This window comes from Halobacterium noricense (genome assembly GCF_021233435.1).
Taxonomy (GTDB): Archaea; Halobacteriota; Halobacteria; order Halobacteriales; family Halobacteriaceae; genus Halobacterium; species Halobacterium noricense.
On sequence record NZ_CP089468.1, the window covers coordinates 1,216,743 to 1,232,815 of the forward strand.

Here is a 16,073-nt window from a genome sequence, read left to right on the forward strand (position 1 = left end):
CGAACGGGGAATGCGCTGGCCGCTCGCTCCGGGCGGGTCGGCGCGCGCGGCTGGTTGAGTCCCTCCGTTCGGACGCGCTCTCGCTCGCGCCCAGGAGGGCGCTCGCGAAGGCGCGAGCGAGAGCGCACAGACGGCTCTGTCGGTCGTAGTCGTCGAGGAAACCGCGGTTGGGGCCGCGGTGTCGGGCGCTGTGGTGAGCGCCTTCAGGAGCTTGGAACTCCAATGTCGAGTACCAACGCGAGCGAAAAGACGGTTTCGGACGTACAGCATACGACCGAGGAACGCGATCCCGAACTGACGGTCGAACACGACCCGTCGGGGCGGTCGGCCTGTCCGGAATGTGAGGGCCAGGTGATCACCGAAGACGAGCAGTCGTTCTGCACGGACTGCGGGCTGATCGTCGCCGACGAGTGGGTGGACCGGAGCCCGACGCTGAACGACCTGGGCCTGGTCGGGGGCGCTGACCAGAGCATCGAGACGGTAGACCCGCTGCGGACGGACAAGGGCCTGCACACGAAGATCGGAAGGAACACTGACGGGCACGGCAATCCCCTGAGCAACGAGCAGTGGGAGAAGGTCCAGCGGTTGCGGAAGTGGCACAAGCGGATGCAGTTCGGGGAGAGTCGCAAGCGGACGAAGCGGCTCAACGAGGGGCTGCGTGACGTCGAGATGATCGGCGGGAACCTGGGGCTGCCGGACCACGTCATCAAGCAGGCGGCGCAACATCTCCGGAGCGCTTCGGAAGCGTGGCTGCCGGGCGGGCGGATGGCCTGGGAGGCACTCGCTGGCGGCGCCGTCCTGTTGGCCGCGCGGGCCTCATCGGTCGACCGGGACGAAATCGACGTCGCGGTCGCGACGCACACCAAGGCGCCCCACGAGCGGGTGTGCGCTGCGGCGCGGAAGATTCGGTGTGAATGCGGGTTCGATGCACCACTCATCAGGCCCAACGCCGTGATGGCGGTCGTCGATGCGCTCGCTGACGACGCCATCCCCGGGGCGCGAGCCGTGCGGACGTGGCGGCTGGCTCAACACCTGATGCAACTCGGTGACCAGGTGCCGGTCGGGCCGGGGACGCCACGGTGCACCGTCGCGGCGTCGGCGCTGTACGCGGCGGATCGGCTGCTGTCGCGCAAGCACCTCACCCAGGAGCAGGTCGCCGCGGCGGCGAGCACGATCGTGGCGACGTCCCGAAACCGGATCGCGCGGTACAGTCGGGAGCTCGTCGACGCCTACGAAGCCGAACACGGCACCGACGACCCGAGTATCGGCCTCGAGGAGGAACGGGACACCCTGCGCTGAGCGGGGCACGCCCCCGTTTTTTAGTTGCGACCACCGCCCGTGGACGCCCCACCGCCCCACCCACCGCTCCGTGCTCGCTCCCTGGGGTCGCTGCGCGCGCAGCCACAACCTCACTAACACCAGAATGGAGTCTCATCAACAGGGGTGGAGACGGTGTGTGGTTTGTTGCATCCAAGAGGGGCGGAGTGAGAAACAAATGAAGGCTGTTCCATCATATACCGTCGATAGAGAGACCGCAGCGACGCTCCGAGAATGGCTGTTCGAGAAAGCCGTCGAAAAACACGGAGAGTCCGACATCTCCGAACCGCTCGCCGAACTGGCGGCCGCCATCGATGGCGTGCTCTACGAGCAGGCAGAGGCCGTCGAACTCGGTGTATGGGCACAGACGGATCCTCCGGGTTACCGAGACACATCACACGTCGGCGGGAGCTCAGTCGATGAGCTCCGATCAGATGACGCACGCGACTCAGCCGAGCCTGCTGCTCTCGATGTGGGCATCAGCAAGCCAGATCGCACCTACGACACGCTTCCCGATTCGGCCTGGCAGCTCGATCACGACCAGTTCTCGACGAACCGGGAACAAGCCCCGACACCAACGTCTCACGGGAAGACGACAGCGGCATCGAATTCCCGCGCACGACGGCAACAACACGGCCCGTCAATCCGGTATCGCATCGCGTACGCGTGTGCCGTGTGCGGTGGCGTTCGTACGGTAGAAATCTCGCTTCGCGTCTGTGCGTTCGTCGACGAGTGTCCCAGCTGCGGAGCAGTCGCTCGCTTTACAGCGGTAACGAGGCGAAAGCCCACCCCTTCAGGGGTGGGATGAAGCCGACAACTGAGAATCTCTCCACGCTCGTAGCCACGGCTGGGGTTGGATGCTTGCGTAATATCTTTAGATGTGGCGTTTCTATATACTGGTGATGCCTCGTGGGTTCGACAGGGAACGTACCACCGTCCACAAACTCCAGTACCACTTCATCTGGTGTCCGAAGTACCGCAAATCGGTACTTGAGAGCGAGGTACGCGACCGTCTCGAAGCACTCATCGAGGAGAAAGCCGACGAACTCGGCTTAGAGATACTGGAGTTGACGATTCGCCCCGACCACGTACACCTGTTCATCACGGGCGACCCGACGCTCGCTCCGAACAAGATCATGCAACAGGTCAAGGGCTACTCCTCGCGCCACCTCCGCGACGAGTTCGATTTTGGCCTCCCTTCGCTGTGGACACGCTCGTACTTCGTCTCCAGTGCGGGCGACGTATCCAGCGAAGTCATCGAGGAGTACATCGACGCCCAAGCCGGTGAGTAGTCATGCAACGGAACGTCTCGACCACGGTGCGGGTAAAACTCCACTCGCTGACCAACAGGAAGGCTGACCTGCTCGCCCGTGAGTACGAGGCGTTCCAGACCGAGGTACACGGCGGAAACTCCAACCTCTACTCCGCGACCGACCAGCAGGCGTCGAAAGTCCAGCGACAGAAAGACCCGAACCCCGACACCGAACAACCCGTCGTCCTCCGCAACGACGTGTTCGACGTGGCCCACGACGAGGACACCGTTCTCTCGTCGTGGTGGGTCAAAGTCCCGGTCTACGACCCCGAACAGGGACGGGGTAACTCCATCTGGTGTCCCGCCAACGTCCCACAGAAAGACGAACAACTCGTCCGTGAGGACGATATTCGGGACAGCGAACTGGTGCGTCGTGACGGTGAGTGGTACGTGCATCTCGTCGTGAAGCGGTCTGTGACCGTCCAAGACGAGTACGACGACGTACTGGCTATCGACATGGGCGCACGCTGGGTCGCTACAACGGCGTTCCTCTCCGACCGAAAGACTACCTTCTACGGTGAGGAGGTTCGCCGTATCCGTGAACACTACAAGCAGTTGCGGAAGTCCATCGGGAAAGCCAAACCTCGACACGGACAGCAGGTTGTCGAGCGTATCGGGGACGCCGAAGCGCGGAAGGTCGACGATCGCCTCCACAAGATTGCTCGGCAAATCGTGGAGGACGCCGAAGAACGGAATGCGGTCATCGTTGTGGGCGACCTCGGTGGGATTCGCAAGGACAACGACAAGGGCCGGTACGTCAACGACAAGACGCACAAGATGCCGTTCGCCCGCCTGCTCAACTACATCGAGTACAAAGCCCACGACGCGGGCATCGACGTGCAGTTGGTTGACGAATACGACACCTCACAGATGTGCAACCGCTGTGCCTGCGAGGGCGTCCGAGCAACGCAGGGACGCTTCGAGTGCCCCGAGTGTGGGCTGGACGACAACGCCGACAAGAACGGTGCGCTCAACATCGGCAAACGAGCCTTGGGCAAGTTCTCGAAACCGCTGTCCGAGGCGGGGGCCGAACTGGCACAGCCCGAAACGCAGGTCATCGTCGACCGTGACGACGAACCTGCGAACCTCTCCGTATCCGTGGGTTCAACCCCCAGTGGGGGAACCCCACGGCTTTAGCCGTGGGAGGATGTCAGTGCAAACGGGATTCCCACGCCGCTCCGGCTGCACTGAGCACAGCGTGTCAAGTACAAATCGCGCGGGTGGACCAGCTTTCGGTCGGTCGCCTCAGCTCGTCGGCCAGTATCCTCGAGCAGTACTGTGGGCCGGACACCAGTGGGTCGGCGTTCTACCTCGCTACGTGGGAGTCGGACGATCCCGATATCGTTCGCGACCGTCTCGACCGGATCAGTTCCACACCAGCAGAGCACATCGGCGTGCTCGTAGCCGGCAGTTGCATCTTTAACCAACGCTCGGTGCTAAGCCCCCAATTTCGTTGGTTAAGCCTGCTCGTCTCCGTCGTCTGTGACAGTCGCAAGGCTAAAGCAAGTTCGACTTTATGCTCTATGTACGAAACGCAGGTATGAGTGCAATAGAACAATCGGAAAATATACGCCAAGGCCTCTCGACTCGGGAAAGTCGGCTCCTTTCGCGACTGGCTGGCGCGGGGCACCAGATTATCTCCGTCGACGACATCAAGACGACGCTGGAGGTCCCCTCGAACACCGCTCGCGAGATCGCCGCTCGGCTCACCAAAAAGGGCTGGCTCGACCGGCTCTTCCCGGGCACGTATCTCATCATTCCACTTGCTGCCGGCGAGGCGGCCGTGTACACAACCCACGAGTACCTCATCGCCGCCCACGTCGCCGAGCCGATGTACATCGGCTACTACAGCGCCCTCAGCCACCACGGACTGACCGAACAGGTCCCCCGGACGGTGTACGTCGTCACGCCGACCCGAGCGCAAAGTCGCGAGATCCACGGCGTCCCGTACCGCGTCACGACAGTCACCGAGCGAAAATTCTTCGGCTTTGAGCCGACATCGATCGAGGGTACGACTCTGCAGGTCAGCGACCCGGAGAAGACGCTGGTCGACTGTGCGGACCACCCCGAATTCTGCGGTGGCCTTCGAGAGCTCGCAACCGCGATGCGCACCGCCGACGAACGGGGTTGCGACTGGGACACGGTCGGCGAGTACCTCGAGCGTCTCGACAACGGCGCTGCGACCAAGCGAATCGTCTACCTCGCCGACCAACTCGGCATCGACCTCCCCGCTCGTGAAGAACTCGTCGCGTCGTTCACGAGTGGGTACTCGTTGCTGGACCCGACGCGGCCCGACACCGGATCGACCGACAGTACGTATCGCCTCCGAATCAACGTCGAGCCAGCCACGCTGGAGCCAACGGAGTCCTGATGCGATGATCAGCCAGGACCGGCTCCGAATTCTCGCTCGCGAACTGGGCGTTCGGCAAGGGTACGCCGAAAAGAACTACGTTAATTCGTGGCTCCTCTGGGGCATCTTCACGAGCGACTACGGCGACAACCTCCTGTTGAAAATTAGGTAGTAAGGCGGATTCCTCGCCCCACCGTGGGCGGGGAGGAAGCCGACGCCCGCTGCCACAAACCCACCAACTACTAAGTACCTTTATCATCTATTGAAAATCGTGGCGGACGACTACCTGAGACGCACCGCAATCACCCGCCCCATCCTTACCGACGAGCAACAACAACTCCTCGATACCACTATCAACGAGTGGAAAACTGCCTGCAACATCAGCAGCCAGACCGGATGGGAACACGGTGAAACGCGGAAAACCTACCTCCAAGACCTCGCCTATGATAGAGTGTTGGAGGAGACGCGTCTCGGGAGCCAGCACGCAATCCTCGCCACCCACCAAGCCGCAGCCGCACTCTCCGGCGTCGAAGAAATCAAAGAACTGGACGAGGAGTATAAGACCTCACGTCCGGAGTTCACCGCCGAGACAGTGAAATACGACACGCGGACGATGACACTATTCGACGACGGAACAGTTTCACTCTCAACGGTTGACGACCGCATTCGGTGTGATCTCGCGTTGCCGGACGACGAAGATGGCTACCAACACCAGTATCTCAACGGTGAGGGCTGGGAACTGACCGAATCCACGCTTTCTCGGCGTGATGGCGACTACTACCTGCACCTCGGCTTTCGCAAACCGAAGCCCGAGAAACAGGTTGAACAACAGAGCGACGACGAGGACAGGACAGTTCTCGGCGTCGACCTCGGCATCGTCAACATCGCCACCACCTCGACGGCCTACTTCGCATCCGGCAGAGAACTCATCCATCGACACCGGGAGTTCGAGCGGATACGTGGCAACCTTCAGCAGATTGGGACACAATCCGCACACCGGACGATTCAGCAGATGAGCGGCAGGGAATCACGGTACGTTCGAGACATCCTCCACCGCGTGGCCAACGACATCATCGAGGAAGCACTGGAGCATAACTGCGAGTACATCGCGGTTGAGAACCTGAGACACATCAGGGAACGTGCGCCGCCGGTGAAAGAGTTCCACCAGTGGGCGCACCGCCAGCTCGTTGACCTCGTGGAGTACAAGGCTGACACGGAAGGCATCAGTGTTGAGTACGTTGATCCGGAGAACACGAGTCGGCGGTGTCCCGAATGCGGCCACACAAGCGAAGGCAATCGTGTTACGCAGGCGGAGTTCGAGTGCGAGAAGTGTGGTGCAACGGCGAACGCAGACTATGTTGGAGCGAAAAACGTTGGATGGCGGTATGTCCGTCGCGGCCTACAGTCGTCACGACGGACGGGCGACAGTCAACTCGCCCTCAAGTCAGGAACAGTGACGCCGAACCGGGGATTCGTCCCGTCCGACTAACCACGGTCGGTAGAGGCAGAGTTCACTGACAAGCCCCGAGCCACCGTGGGCAGGGCAGTTGACAGGCGGAACGGCGCTATCGAAACTGTATTTCCCGCAGTCGTGGCGATTCTCGGAGGATCTCGATTTCGGCGTCGAAGGGGAGTATCAGGGATCCAAACGAGAGCTCCGAACGGTCCTCGATACGATTGCCGACCGCTCTGGTATCGAATTCGAGATTCGAGAGCACCACGAATCCCAGCAGGACCACTACCCGACACACTACGTCGACATCAGCATTCAGTACCAGGCCGTCCTCAACCACCCCAATACGACCAGCATCGACGTGATGGTCGACGAGCACGTCGCCTTCGACCCCGTTCAGCATACCCACGCGTACGAAGACGTGCCCGAGGTCGACCTCCAGGCGTACAGTGTCGAGGAAATCTTCGCCGAAAAGCTCCGGGCGATCCACCAGCGCGGGGCTGCTCGTGATTACTACGACCTCTATCAGCTGCTCGAAACCGATTCGGTCACGATCAACTTTGCCGACGTGGGCCCCGCCTTCGAGGCAAAGTGCAACCACGATGGACTCACCGTTGATCTGACGGACGGACTCCCGGACGAGCAGCAAGAAACGATCCGACACCAGTGGGAGACCACGCTGCCGGACCTGACAGGTGAGCCGCCAGCGTTCGAGCTGGTCTGGGAACAGTTGGACACGGTGATCTCCCAACAGGGATCGCCGTAGGCAACGGCCAATGTCGGTGTGGATGGCCGATGAGTGCGCATCTAGCGCCCTGACTACTGGATTCACCCAGCTCGGTCTGGTTCATACTTCGCTTGCAGATACCGACTCGTCACTTGTGCGCCCGCGGTAGTCCGTACAGGCTCGTGGCGTACTGGACGCGCGTTTCAAGGACCGCCAGACTGAGTAGCTGGAAGACGTACAGTGACGGTGTTCGAAGCCCTGGAACGTGGTGACGTCGTCTGGGCGAGCGACCGGCTCGCGGAGAACGGGCCCCCGATGCTCCTTCGTGGCACTCTCACCGTCTGAATCGCGGGACCCAACTCAGGCGTGCTGCAGCCGATCGGCGATGAGTTCGAGGGTTTCCCAGAGCACACCAACCGGCGCTGTCGCCGCCAGCGAGACGTCGTCGTAGTCGTACTCGTCGGTCGGTGAGGCACGTTCTTGATAGTGGAGGTGGCCGTCGACGTGTGGGTTCGGTTCGAGATGGACGCCACAGTCGAACCCCGACGACTCGCTATAGTGGATTTTGAAGTTGGACGTGAGTGATGTGCGACGGCGGTCGTCGAGGCTCGTCGCCGGTGGCAGGTGTGGATTGGGCTGCCACGTCACTCGTAGTGACGCCGAGTCACTATTGCGCTCGAACTGTGCCGGGTCGACGTCCGCTGCAAGTGCAGCATACTGTCCGTCCGGGCTCCCGCGCGCGGAGATGATGGCTGGATGGCGTTCGAGTTGCTTGCGCAGCGATCGGAGAATCCGGTGGCGTTTCGCAACGTCTTCTTGGGTTGACTCCCGGCCGCCATCCGGTCGCTGTGGCTGGCGGCCGAGCCCATTATCGACGGCAGCCTGCTCACGACCGTCATCAGTTTCGTCCGCAGCAGTCATACCGAGGCGGGCGGCCGGGCAGTGTACGTCTCGTAGTGGTCGATGGCGTCCCGAAGTAGCGAGAGTTGGTACTGCGCGGACTCCCAATCTGCGGCGGTCCGCAGCCGCTGTTGGGCGTCCTCGACCGAGATGTCGTCCGTGACGGATGCACGGAGCGAGCGCGGTGACTCGACATCGTATTCCGCTTTCCAGGTCTCGATATCTGCTTGGATGGCTGTTGCCTGTTGGGTGAGGTCGGTTTCGGAGTTCTCTGCGACGAGTTCCTGGATCGCGGTCAGGCGCGTGTAGACGGGGTCCGGATAGTACGTCTTGCCCCGGGCTGATTCGTCGGTGACGAGCACGCCGAGGTCGACGAGCCGCTCGAGATGATTCCGCGTGGTCGGCTCGGAGACGTGTGCTTCATCGGCGATCCAGCCCGCTGTCCGCGGCTCCTCGAGCGACGACGCGACCGACCGTACTCGGTCGAATCCCGTCGTTGCCTCCTTCCACCGCGAGACGTATGCTGGTTCGCTATCCTCACGTGAGTCGGCCATACCCGACACCACGCCACGCAAGAATATAATATTTTCTACAGCCAAAATAATATACTTTGAGTTTCCGCTGGCAGCGTTCGACGGCCGAGCCGATCTGTCTTCTCAATCCGGGCGGGCAGCACTCTCGTGGCTACTTGGAGTGTGGACGGCCCGCCCCGCTCGCCGCTGTCGCCCTCCGCTTGCTCACGGCTCCCTTCGGTCGCCGTTCGCGTCGCGGCGCTCCTTGCGGTCGCGCCGCGCTTCGCTCGCGACCGACCATTCCGGGCTGGCGCAGTCTCGTTCCTTCGTCACTCGACTGCGTTCCGGGCTAAAGTGCATGTGCCCTCGACGCCAGCACCAAGCGCGCTTTCGGTTGCGTCGCCCTCGCTCCCGGTGGTCGCTCGGTCGACGGACGCGAAACCGGCTTGTGCGCTGGCCGCTCGCTCCGGGCGGGTCAGCGCGCGCGGCTGGTTGGGTCCCTCCGTGTGGACGCGCTCTCGCTCGCGCCCCAGGGGGCGCTCGCGAAGGCGCGAGCGAGAGCGCGCAGACGAGTCTATCGGTCGTTGTCGTCGGAAAACCGCGAGTGAGGTCGCGGTAGTGGCGCGTGAGCGCCTTCGGAACCTGGTGAAGTTCCGATGTCTAGTACCAACGGTTCCAGTAATGTAGTTTCGGTCGATGCACAGGCATTCGAGCACCCCGACGAGCAGACGGACGCTGAAGACGGTCTAGCGGTCGTCGACGAGACGCCGACCTTCGAGGCGGCGGTCGAGCAGGAAACACAGGCGAAGGTGGATGCGAACCACCCGGATGGCATCAAGGAGACGAGCGGCGAGCGGATTCACGGCGTCACCCTCGAACAGGAGGAACGCATCCTGGGCCGGGAAGCCGAGCTCGAACACATCAGTGCCCGTGCTGACTTGGGTCGGCAGGAGGGCCGGGAAGCGCGGACGCGTGACGTGGTCACCAAGCAGTGTGGTCGTGATGAGCCGGCACGGATGGACCCACGCGAGCAGCTTTCACGGGAGGAACTTGCGGCTGTGAATAGGGAGGCGATACGCATTCAGGACGAGGTGGATTGCGGCTGGACGAGTGCGGCGATCGCACGGCAGTTAGCCGAGAAGGTTCGTGCCGGCCAGGACGTGACGTCGGCGGTGTTGGAACTGGTCGAGGAGTTGCAGGCGGTGCCGGGTGCGGTCGTGCCGATCGCGGAGGTGCCGGACGTCCCGGTCGAGGAGGTGACAGTTCAAGGAACTGTGCAGACCCTTTGGAAACCGAGCAGTAGCGCGATTCAGCAAGTCGGGCTGCTGGCGGATGACAGCGGGAAAATCAAGTTCACCTGCTGGGAGAAATCCGGGCAGACGATGGTGCGTGAAGGACAGACAGTCCGGTTCCGGGCAGCAGCGAAGAACTGGTACGAAGGCCGGTGCTCGATCGCGCTGACCGGGTGGTCGGATATCCACTTCCCGAAGCGTGGCCGCTGGTGGGAAGCATAGCCACCTGACGCACTCTTCTTTTCTCACGCACCGGACCGACCCAGACCCCGCCACCCCGCCCTCCGCTCCGTGCTCGCTCCGCTGCGCGCGCAGCCACAACCTCAATAACAGACCAACCAGCGAATGACGTTACTGAGAGGCGCCCCCCTCCTGAATTTCGAGGAGGGCTTCATCTAGCGAGAACTCTCCGGGTAAGTTCGCCTCTTCCCGATGCCAGTCACTGGGCATTTCCTCGGGAGGATTAAAATTCACACGTTGCGTTTTTCCCATTTCGTGAGCAGGCACGTATATCGCCGTACCTTCTTCGTGGATGGCACCAGCGAATATGTCGACGGTCCCATCGGGGTACCGTTCTGGATCAATTTCCAGTTCGTACCGATAGTTATCATACTCGCTCGCGGTCTTTACCTGAACTCGTAACAGTCCCCACTCAACGTCGATTATCAGGTCGTATTTTTGCTCGTGACCATGGGGATAAGCTACACCATGCCCGTTTCGAAGGATATCTGCGGCGACTAAGGCTTCGGACGCATCACCCCGCCAACCCCGTTCCATATCCATACTAACCCTCTGGTGGGACTACTACAACAAAGTACGCTGATTTGTCCCGGTTTCGATGAAGTGGCTGCGCCATTCGTTGTAAAGGACTACAACACCGTAATTCAACCCGCTAAATCGAAGTTGATGCGACAGTCCTGCACAGAGTCTTTCGTCCGCTCAATAGGTGAGGGGATCGCTGTACTGGCGAGTTTCCTGTATACGGTGAGAACGATGGCAACTAGAGATATCTACGAGAGCGGATTCGACGAAGACGTCCGAACGGAATCGAGTGCGAACCAGTGTCCCGAGTGCGACGGCCGAGTCACCACGAACGCGGTCGAAACGGTCTGCGAGGACTGTGGGCTGGTCATCGATGAACAGCGTATCGATCATGGGCCGGAGTGGCGGGCGTACGACGGCGAGGAGCGCGAGCGAACGGGCGCCCCACTCACTGCGGCTCGCCACGATCGAGGCCTGTCGACGGAGATCGGTCGCGGTACCGACGCTCAGGATTCCTCGACCTGAAGCCGTGGGAGGAAGTCAGCACGAAAGTACCAGGTTCCAGAGACTACTCTGTGGGGTCAATCTCGCCGTCTTTAGCAAGTTCGTTTGCGCGCTTGATCTGGGAGTTAATGAGTTTGTTCTGCTGGCGTGACCACTCTTCATCGTCGTGCTCGCGGATGTAGGCGGCCCATTGCTTGATGAACGACTGCCGATCTTCGATATTCTGCTCAATATCGTCCTCAAGCTCGCTTGAGCTGATCATAGTAATCCTCGACCCCGAGGTCTGTAACGTATTCTTCGAGCTGCTCCCTATTAAGGGATTCCTCGAACGTCTCGTAGAGGTGGAGTGCATCTTCGAAATCCTTCCCCGATGTACTGCCGGCATGTTGGGCGAGACGGAGCTTGTACGCAATTTGGAGTTCGAGCGGGCTGATGTTCAGTTGGGCAGCACCGAGTTCTGCGGCGATCGCCTTGTCGAGCGCTTCACGTTCGACCTCATTTTTCGCAAACCACATTTCGAAGTTGGGAATCATTTCCCCTTCCTCGGCTACGCGGATGCGGTCACCACTACTTAGCATCGTGTACATCTCGTCGAGCGGCATCGCCATTCCCCAATACCCTCGCTCTTTGAGCGTCTCCACCAGCTCTTTGGTCGTCTGTTGGTCCAATGGTTCCAGAACGATATCAATATCTTCCGTCGCACGAGAGCGGCCAGTGAGGATTGCGACATACCCACTCACGATGACATACTCGATATTACAGTCTTCGAGAACGCCAACAAACTCGACGACCTCCTCATCGAGTTCAGACAACTCGCGGGAGACTTGAAGCCGATCTTCGGTGAGTTTCATATAAGAGTACTCGAGACGCGCATCCATTAGTTATACGCTGCACAGGGGCAATCCCACGGCGTTCAGGCCGTGGATACGCGCCGTCACTCCGGGCAACAACCCACTGTTGTGGTGCAGCCTAAGATTCCACATTCGGAGGTTTCACTGGCAGGCCGCGATCGCAGGACTCGGCGGGATCACGGGTCACGAACGCGTACAAGACGCTGAACGAAGAGCTGGGCCTCCCCACTGAGCCCGTCTCCCCCAGCATGTTCGTGCCGCGCCTCGCCTCGGACCTCGAGTGTGCGGACGAGATCCGACAGCGTGCCCGAGCGCTCGCGGAGCAGGCCGAGGAGCGAGGCGTCATGACGGGCGTCCATCCGGACGGGTTCGCCGCGGCCTGCCTCTACAAGGCCGGTCGCGAAGAGGGGCGATGGCTGACGCAATCCGAGGCCGCGGACGTGGCGAACGCCTCGAAGGCGACTGTTCGGGCACACCGGGATACGTTGGAGGAACAGGTCGCCTGACAACACCTATCGACAAGTTCTACTGTTAGATAGTTTTCTCGGGAAACTATTTGTTTCTCGACTGCGTAGCACTCAGTATGACCGAGACGTGGGACGACGTCAACGAGCAGGTCAAAGCGGACTGGAAGGACGACACCACGCCGTTCGAGCGAGTGTACGAAATCGTCGAACAAACCCACGATGGGCAGTCGGCGGCCGAGATCGCCGACCGGGCCCTCGTGAGCGAGCCGACGGCACGTCGCCACTGTAAGACGCTGGTGAACACAGGGTTCGCCGAGACGGAACAGGACGGCCAAACGACGCTGTACAAGCGCAACAGCGACCGGGTGTTGATGTCCCGGATCCGTGAGCTGCGTGAGGAAGTCGATCGCCCGGAGTTACTCGACAGTATTCAAGACATGAAGGCCGAAATCCGGCGCTACGAGGACCGCTACGACGTGGTGTCGCCGGAAGAACTCGCCCAGCAACTCGACGCCAACGAGACGGACGGCTGGGACGACCTGACGGCGTGGCGGACGACGCGGCAGAATCTCGCCGTCGCACAAGCCGCCCTCGCCTACGACGAGGCCAGCCACCAGCTCGCCGTATGAGTGGTGACGACCGTGCCGGCGAGTTCGGCCCGATCTATCTCCCGGCGCTGCAGCGGATCCGTGATCTCTGGCTCGAGCTTGAGCCGCTCGTCGACGAAACAGGGTACGACGACGTCGTCGCACCCACGGAACTACAGATTAGTCTCAGCGACGGGCTCGCCGATGCCCAGAGCGCTCGGCTCGATATTCAGTGGAGCGAGCTCGGGATGTACTCGTTTCACTACGTCGATAGCGACGACGTCAACTGGCGCTTCGACCGTCACCCGAACACGCACTCTCCCGAGATTCATTTCCATTCGCCGCCCGAGGCCACGACTATGGAGGCCGAGCCGTCCTGTATCGACGTAACCGATGTGTCACTCGTGACTCGTGCCGTTCACGCGATGTGGCGGGCAGCGTACGAGAAGCGGGATCTGGATCGACTGAATAGCGCATCGAATCCTCCGTAAGGATGCCCACTGAAAGTGATCCTCCCGAGAGTCTGGATGAGATGTCCCCCGAGGAGGCACGGCAGTATCTCATTTGGTTCCTTGGCCGCCAGGACCTCGACGAGCACGAGGAGATCTACGACGAACTCGCCACCGAATAGATCCGTAGAATCGTCGTCCACGTACAGCAGTCCAGTTTTTCAGCTCTGTAGAAATATTCATCAGTTGCTGGTTTTCTACTTCATTCGCTAAGTATAGGGGAACAGTATAATCGGCTAGTGAAAATTCGTTGTGTCACAGGGGACAAAGATTATTCTACAAGAAAGGGTTCTGAGACATATGGACTTGAGTTGGGGCCTCCTCCTTGTTGTCACCGTCCTCGTCATGGGGTATGGTCTTTACACTGTGTACAATCTCTCAAATCTCCTCGGAGAACACCTCCGTTCCTGAAAACCAAATTCAGGCGTTCTCGCTTCCGTCTACTCGGTACATTCAGAGGAACTACTGGAACGCTAACGGTAGCAGAATCATTATTTATCAGATGAACGTAGCCTTCGTATGGGCCTGAGCGTCTCCGAGTACACTTCCTCACTCCTGACTCGGCCACGGATTCAGTCAGTTTGTGCAATCGTCGTTGTCGTTGGGTCACTTCTTCCGTGGACGAGGATTCCAGCAGGAGTCTTCAATTTCATGTATTTCCCGGGGTTGGAGTCTGGGCTTGCGGTGTATGGCCAGTATACGCTCATCGCTGGCGTCGGAGCGTTCGCACTAGGCGGGCAATCGGCGGGCACTCGGGGTATTCGTATCGCTTCAATAGGGGTTGCAGGACTCGTTGTTGTGCTCAGCGTCGCTTGGATCGTCCGAATGATGAACGTTTCCGGCTTTAGCCCCGCGATAGGCACATTCTTGACCCTTCTTGGTGGAATTAGCCTCCTCACAGTAGCGTTTACCCTCGATAAGTAAACATCCCTACTGAGCGGCTGATTCACCAGGGAAGATAGCAAATCAATATGATTTCAACAAGGCCAGTTTTCCTTGGAGCGGGCTGGCCCGCTACGTTCGTTTCTCACGGACGCCTTCACGGCCACGAGTCATATCCTCACAGTTCGGACACACCTGAGGTTCGTCGACCGAATCCGGCGTGAATACACGAACGTAGACCTCCGTGACATGACTCCCGCAGTTCTGGCATTCCGCCATACCAGTAGCAGCCAGACCATCGACCATAGGCTTTCTGACAGCGACGACCGAACTGCTACCACGTCGTCTGAAACAAATGCGTTTACCCAGACGACAGTCTTTGCGACTGACATCCAGTCGTTCTCGACGCATCCGTCGACATGGAAGACTGGCACTCCACCTGCCGTATTTTAAATGCGGTGTCCGACATGTAGTTACCATATGAGCGTACCCACGGAGACGATTCACATCGAGAACGTCGTTGCGTCCAGTGATATCGGCCAAGAGCTCTCCCTCGACCAGCTTGCCACTGATCTCGACGGTGCCGAGTACAACCCTGAAGACTTCCCTGGGGTCGTCTACCGCCTTCAGGAGCCGAAGTCAGCCACGCTAATCTTCCGCTCGGGGAAAGTCGTCTGCACCGGCGCGAAAAGCGTCGACGACGTCCACGACGCCCTCGACATCGTCTTCGATGACCTCCGCGAGTTAGGCATCGACGTCGACAGTAAGCCATCGATCGAGGTGCAAAACATCGTTTCGAGTGCCAGCCTCGAGCAGTCGCTGAACTTGAACGCGATCGCAATCGGGCTCGGCCTAGAGCAAATCGAGTACGAGCCCGAACAGTTCCCTGGGCTCGTCTATCGGCTCGATGACCCCGACGTCGTCGTCCTTCTCTTTGGCAGTGGGAAGCTCGTCATTACTGGTGGGACAGAAACGGACGAGGCCCAACAGGCGCTCACGCACGTGCAGGACCGGCTTTCCGAACTCGGACTGCTCGATTAACCCGGCCACGTTGGGATTGGAGAGACCCGCTTTCCAGCGAATCGCCGCTACCGCCGACGAGAACTGCTGTCGTCCCTCATGTGGTCGCGGGCGGCTTCGACATCCGAGTAGAGCGCCAACGCGTGCTTGATGAGTCGACGATCATCCAGATTCTCCTCCCACCGCGTAATCACGTCACGGCGGTCCCGGACCTCGGCACTTGCGAGGTCGCCGTCGGCGAGCGACTGTTCGAGATCCTCCCACGTCTCGACGTCGTAGGTCGCCTGCCACTCCTCGATCTCCTCGGTGATCGCGGCCAATTCGTTGCGCAGCTCCTCGCGCGTGTTCTCCTCGATGAGCGTCCGGATCTCCTCGAAGAGCAGTCGGGTGTAGTCCGGCTGGTAGCGCGTGGTTTCGCCGGCCTCGACGCGGCGCAGCTGGCCCTGGTCGACGAGATCCTGGAGTTCCTTGTTGCTCGTACTCCAAGCCGCATCAGCTTGCTCGCTGATCCAGTTGACTGACCGTGGTTCGCGAAGCGTCTCGGCGACCGCCCGAATGCGGTCGCGGGCACTCATCGACTCAGTCCACGACTGGACGCTATTCCGTGGGGATTCAGGCATGCTTGGCA

20 protein-coding genes and 4 pseudogenes are annotated in these 16,073 nt (G+C 60.4%); 17 read left to right on the top strand and 7 right to left on the bottom strand.

Annotated elements, in window-relative coordinates:
* Positions 1–222 precede the first annotated feature (222 nt).
* The 9 genes and pseudogenes from LT974_RS06575 (at position 223) to LT974_RS06610 (ending at position 7,198) form a co-directional block, all read left to right on the top strand.
* A complete protein-coding gene (locus LT974_RS06575) occupies positions 223–1,299 on the top strand; it encodes a transcription initiation factor IIB (protein WP_232589924.1) in 1,077 nt (358 codons plus the stop codon).
* A 196-nt stretch (positions 1,300–1,495) separates the two neighbouring features.
* Entirely contained in the window at positions 1,496–2,125 is a 630-nt protein-coding gene (locus tag LT974_RS06580; protein ID WP_232589925.1) for a hypothetical protein, read from the top strand.
* 94 nt (positions 2,126–2,219) lie between these two features.
* Positions 2,220–2,609 (top strand): IS200/IS605 family transposase, encoded by a 390-nt coding sequence (gene tnpA, locus LT974_RS06585; RefSeq protein WP_232589926.1) that lies wholly within the window; start codon positions 2,220–2,222, stop codon positions 2,607–2,609.
* A gap of 2 nt (positions 2,610–2,611) precedes the next feature.
* Positions 2,612–3,766: an RNA-guided endonuclease InsQ/TnpB family protein gene (locus LT974_RS06590; RefSeq protein ID WP_232589927.1), complete on the top strand. Its 1,155-nt coding sequence runs from the start codon at positions 2,612–2,614 to the stop codon at positions 3,764–3,766.
* A gap of 134 nt (positions 3,767–3,900) precedes the next feature.
* A pseudogene (locus LT974_RS17885) lies at positions 3,901–4,029 on the top strand (DUF955 domain-containing protein); the annotation flags it as partial.
* Between the two features lie 140 nt (positions 4,030–4,169).
* Positions 4,170–5,000 (top strand): type IV toxin-antitoxin system AbiEi family antitoxin domain-containing protein, encoded by an 831-nt coding sequence (locus LT974_RS06595; RefSeq protein ID WP_232589928.1) that lies wholly within the window; start codon positions 4,170–4,172, stop codon positions 4,998–5,000.
* Positions 5,001–5,004: 4 nt separating this feature from the next.
* Positions 5,005–5,142: pseudogene (locus tag LT974_RS06600) on the top strand (nucleotidyl transferase AbiEii/AbiGii toxin family protein); the annotation flags it as partial.
* A 108-nt stretch (positions 5,143–5,250) separates the two neighbouring features.
* Positions 5,251–6,468 carry an RNA-guided endonuclease InsQ/TnpB family protein gene (locus LT974_RS06605; protein ID WP_232589930.1) on the top strand — a complete coding sequence of 406 codons (1,218 nt, stop codon included), beginning with the start codon at positions 5,251–5,253 and terminating at the stop codon, positions 6,466–6,468.
* A 58-nt stretch (positions 6,469–6,526) separates the two neighbouring features.
* Positions 6,527–7,198 (top strand): nucleotidyl transferase AbiEii/AbiGii toxin family protein, encoded by a 672-nt coding sequence (locus LT974_RS06610; protein ID WP_232589931.1) that lies wholly within the window; start codon positions 6,527–6,529, stop codon positions 7,196–7,198.
* 321 nt (positions 7,199–7,519) lie between these two features.
* On the opposite strand, the gene LT974_RS06615 is transcribed toward LT974_RS06610, so the two are convergent.
* Entirely contained in the window at positions 7,520–8,080 is a 561-nt protein-coding gene (locus LT974_RS06615) for a hypothetical protein (RefSeq protein WP_232589932.1), read from the bottom strand.
* Positions 8,077–8,613, bottom strand: a complete 537-nt coding sequence (locus tag LT974_RS06620) for a winged helix-turn-helix domain-containing protein (protein WP_232589934.1) — start codon at positions 8,611–8,613, stop codon at positions 8,077–8,079. Before LT974_RS06620 ends, LT974_RS06615 begins: the two co-directional genes overlap by 4 nt.
* A gap of 614 nt (positions 8,614–9,227) precedes the next feature.
* Here LT974_RS06620 and LT974_RS06625 point away from each other — a divergent pair.
* Entirely contained in the window at positions 9,228–10,085 is an 858-nt protein-coding gene (locus LT974_RS06625) for a DNA-binding protein (RefSeq protein WP_232589935.1), read from the top strand.
* 129 nt (positions 10,086–10,214) lie between these two features.
* On the opposite strand, the gene LT974_RS06630 is transcribed toward LT974_RS06625, so the two are convergent.
* A complete protein-coding gene (locus LT974_RS06630; protein ID WP_232589936.1) occupies positions 10,215–10,646 on the bottom strand; it encodes a group I intron-associated PD-(D/E)XK endonuclease in 432 nt (143 codons plus the stop codon).
* Between the two features lie 210 nt (positions 10,647–10,856).
* On the opposite strand from LT974_RS06630, the pseudogene LT974_RS06635 reads away from it, so the two are divergent.
* Positions 10,857–11,135, top strand: a pseudogene (locus LT974_RS06635) (TFIIB-type zinc ribbon-containing protein); the annotation flags it as partial.
* 58 nt (positions 11,136–11,193) lie between these two features.
* Here LT974_RS06635 and LT974_RS06640 read toward each other — a convergent pair.
* Both LT974_RS06640 and LT974_RS06645 read right to left on the bottom strand, forming a co-directional pair.
* Positions 11,194–11,391, bottom strand: coding sequence for a hypothetical protein (locus LT974_RS06640; protein ID WP_232589937.1), 198 nt, complete (start codon positions 11,389–11,391; stop codon positions 11,194–11,196).
* Positions 11,369–11,980 (bottom strand): nucleotidyltransferase, encoded by a 612-nt coding sequence (locus tag LT974_RS06645; protein WP_232589938.1) that lies wholly within the window; start codon positions 11,978–11,980, stop codon positions 11,369–11,371. Before LT974_RS06645 ends, LT974_RS06640 begins: the two co-directional genes overlap by 23 nt.
* A gap of 170 nt (positions 11,981–12,150) precedes the next feature.
* Here LT974_RS06645 and LT974_RS06650 point away from each other — a divergent pair.
* The 5 genes and pseudogenes from LT974_RS06650 to LT974_RS06670 all read left to right on the top strand — a co-directional run.
* Positions 12,151–12,486, top strand: a pseudogene (locus tag LT974_RS06650) (transcription initiation factor IIB family protein); the annotation flags it as partial.
* 77 nt (positions 12,487–12,563) lie between these two features.
* The gene (locus tag LT974_RS06655; RefSeq protein WP_230890742.1) at positions 12,564–13,076 is read left to right on the top strand and encodes a winged helix-turn-helix domain-containing protein; all 513 of its coding nucleotides are present in this window, start codon (positions 12,564–12,566) and stop codon (positions 13,074–13,076) included.
* Positions 13,073–13,525 (top strand): hypothetical protein, encoded by a 453-nt coding sequence (locus LT974_RS06660; protein WP_232589940.1) that lies wholly within the window; start codon positions 13,073–13,075, stop codon positions 13,523–13,525. The genes LT974_RS06655 and LT974_RS06660 overlap by 4 nt, the downstream gene beginning before the upstream one ends.
* Before the next feature lie 2 nt (positions 13,526–13,527).
* Positions 13,528–13,665 (top strand): hypothetical protein, encoded by a 138-nt coding sequence (locus LT974_RS06665; protein ID WP_230890740.1) that lies wholly within the window; start codon positions 13,528–13,530, stop codon positions 13,663–13,665.
* Between the two features lie 397 nt (positions 13,666–14,062).
* Positions 14,063–14,467: a hypothetical protein gene (locus LT974_RS06670; RefSeq protein ID WP_232589941.1), complete on the top strand. Its 405-nt coding sequence runs from the start codon at positions 14,063–14,065 to the stop codon at positions 14,465–14,467.
* Positions 14,468–14,557: 90 nt separating this feature from the next.
* Here the strand turns inward: LT974_RS06670 and LT974_RS18015 are convergent, their stop codons facing one another.
* Positions 14,558–14,905 carry a DUF7563 family protein gene (locus tag LT974_RS18015; protein WP_456298802.1) on the bottom strand — a complete coding sequence of 116 codons (348 nt, stop codon included), beginning with the start codon at positions 14,903–14,905 and terminating at the stop codon, positions 14,558–14,560.
* On the opposite strand from LT974_RS18015, the gene LT974_RS06675 reads away from it, so the two are divergent.
* Complete coding sequence (locus LT974_RS06675) at positions 14,906–15,466, top strand: TATA-box-binding protein (protein ID WP_232589943.1); 561 nt, start codon at positions 14,906–14,908, stop codon at positions 15,464–15,466.
* A gap of 47 nt (positions 15,467–15,513) precedes the next feature.
* On the opposite strand, the gene LT974_RS06680 is transcribed toward LT974_RS06675, so the two are convergent.
* Positions 15,514–16,065 carry a DUF7342 family protein gene (locus LT974_RS06680; RefSeq protein WP_232589944.1) on the bottom strand — a complete coding sequence of 184 codons (552 nt, stop codon included), beginning with the start codon at positions 16,063–16,065 and terminating at the stop codon, positions 15,514–15,516.
* Between the last annotated feature and the right edge of the window lie 8 nt (positions 16,066–16,073).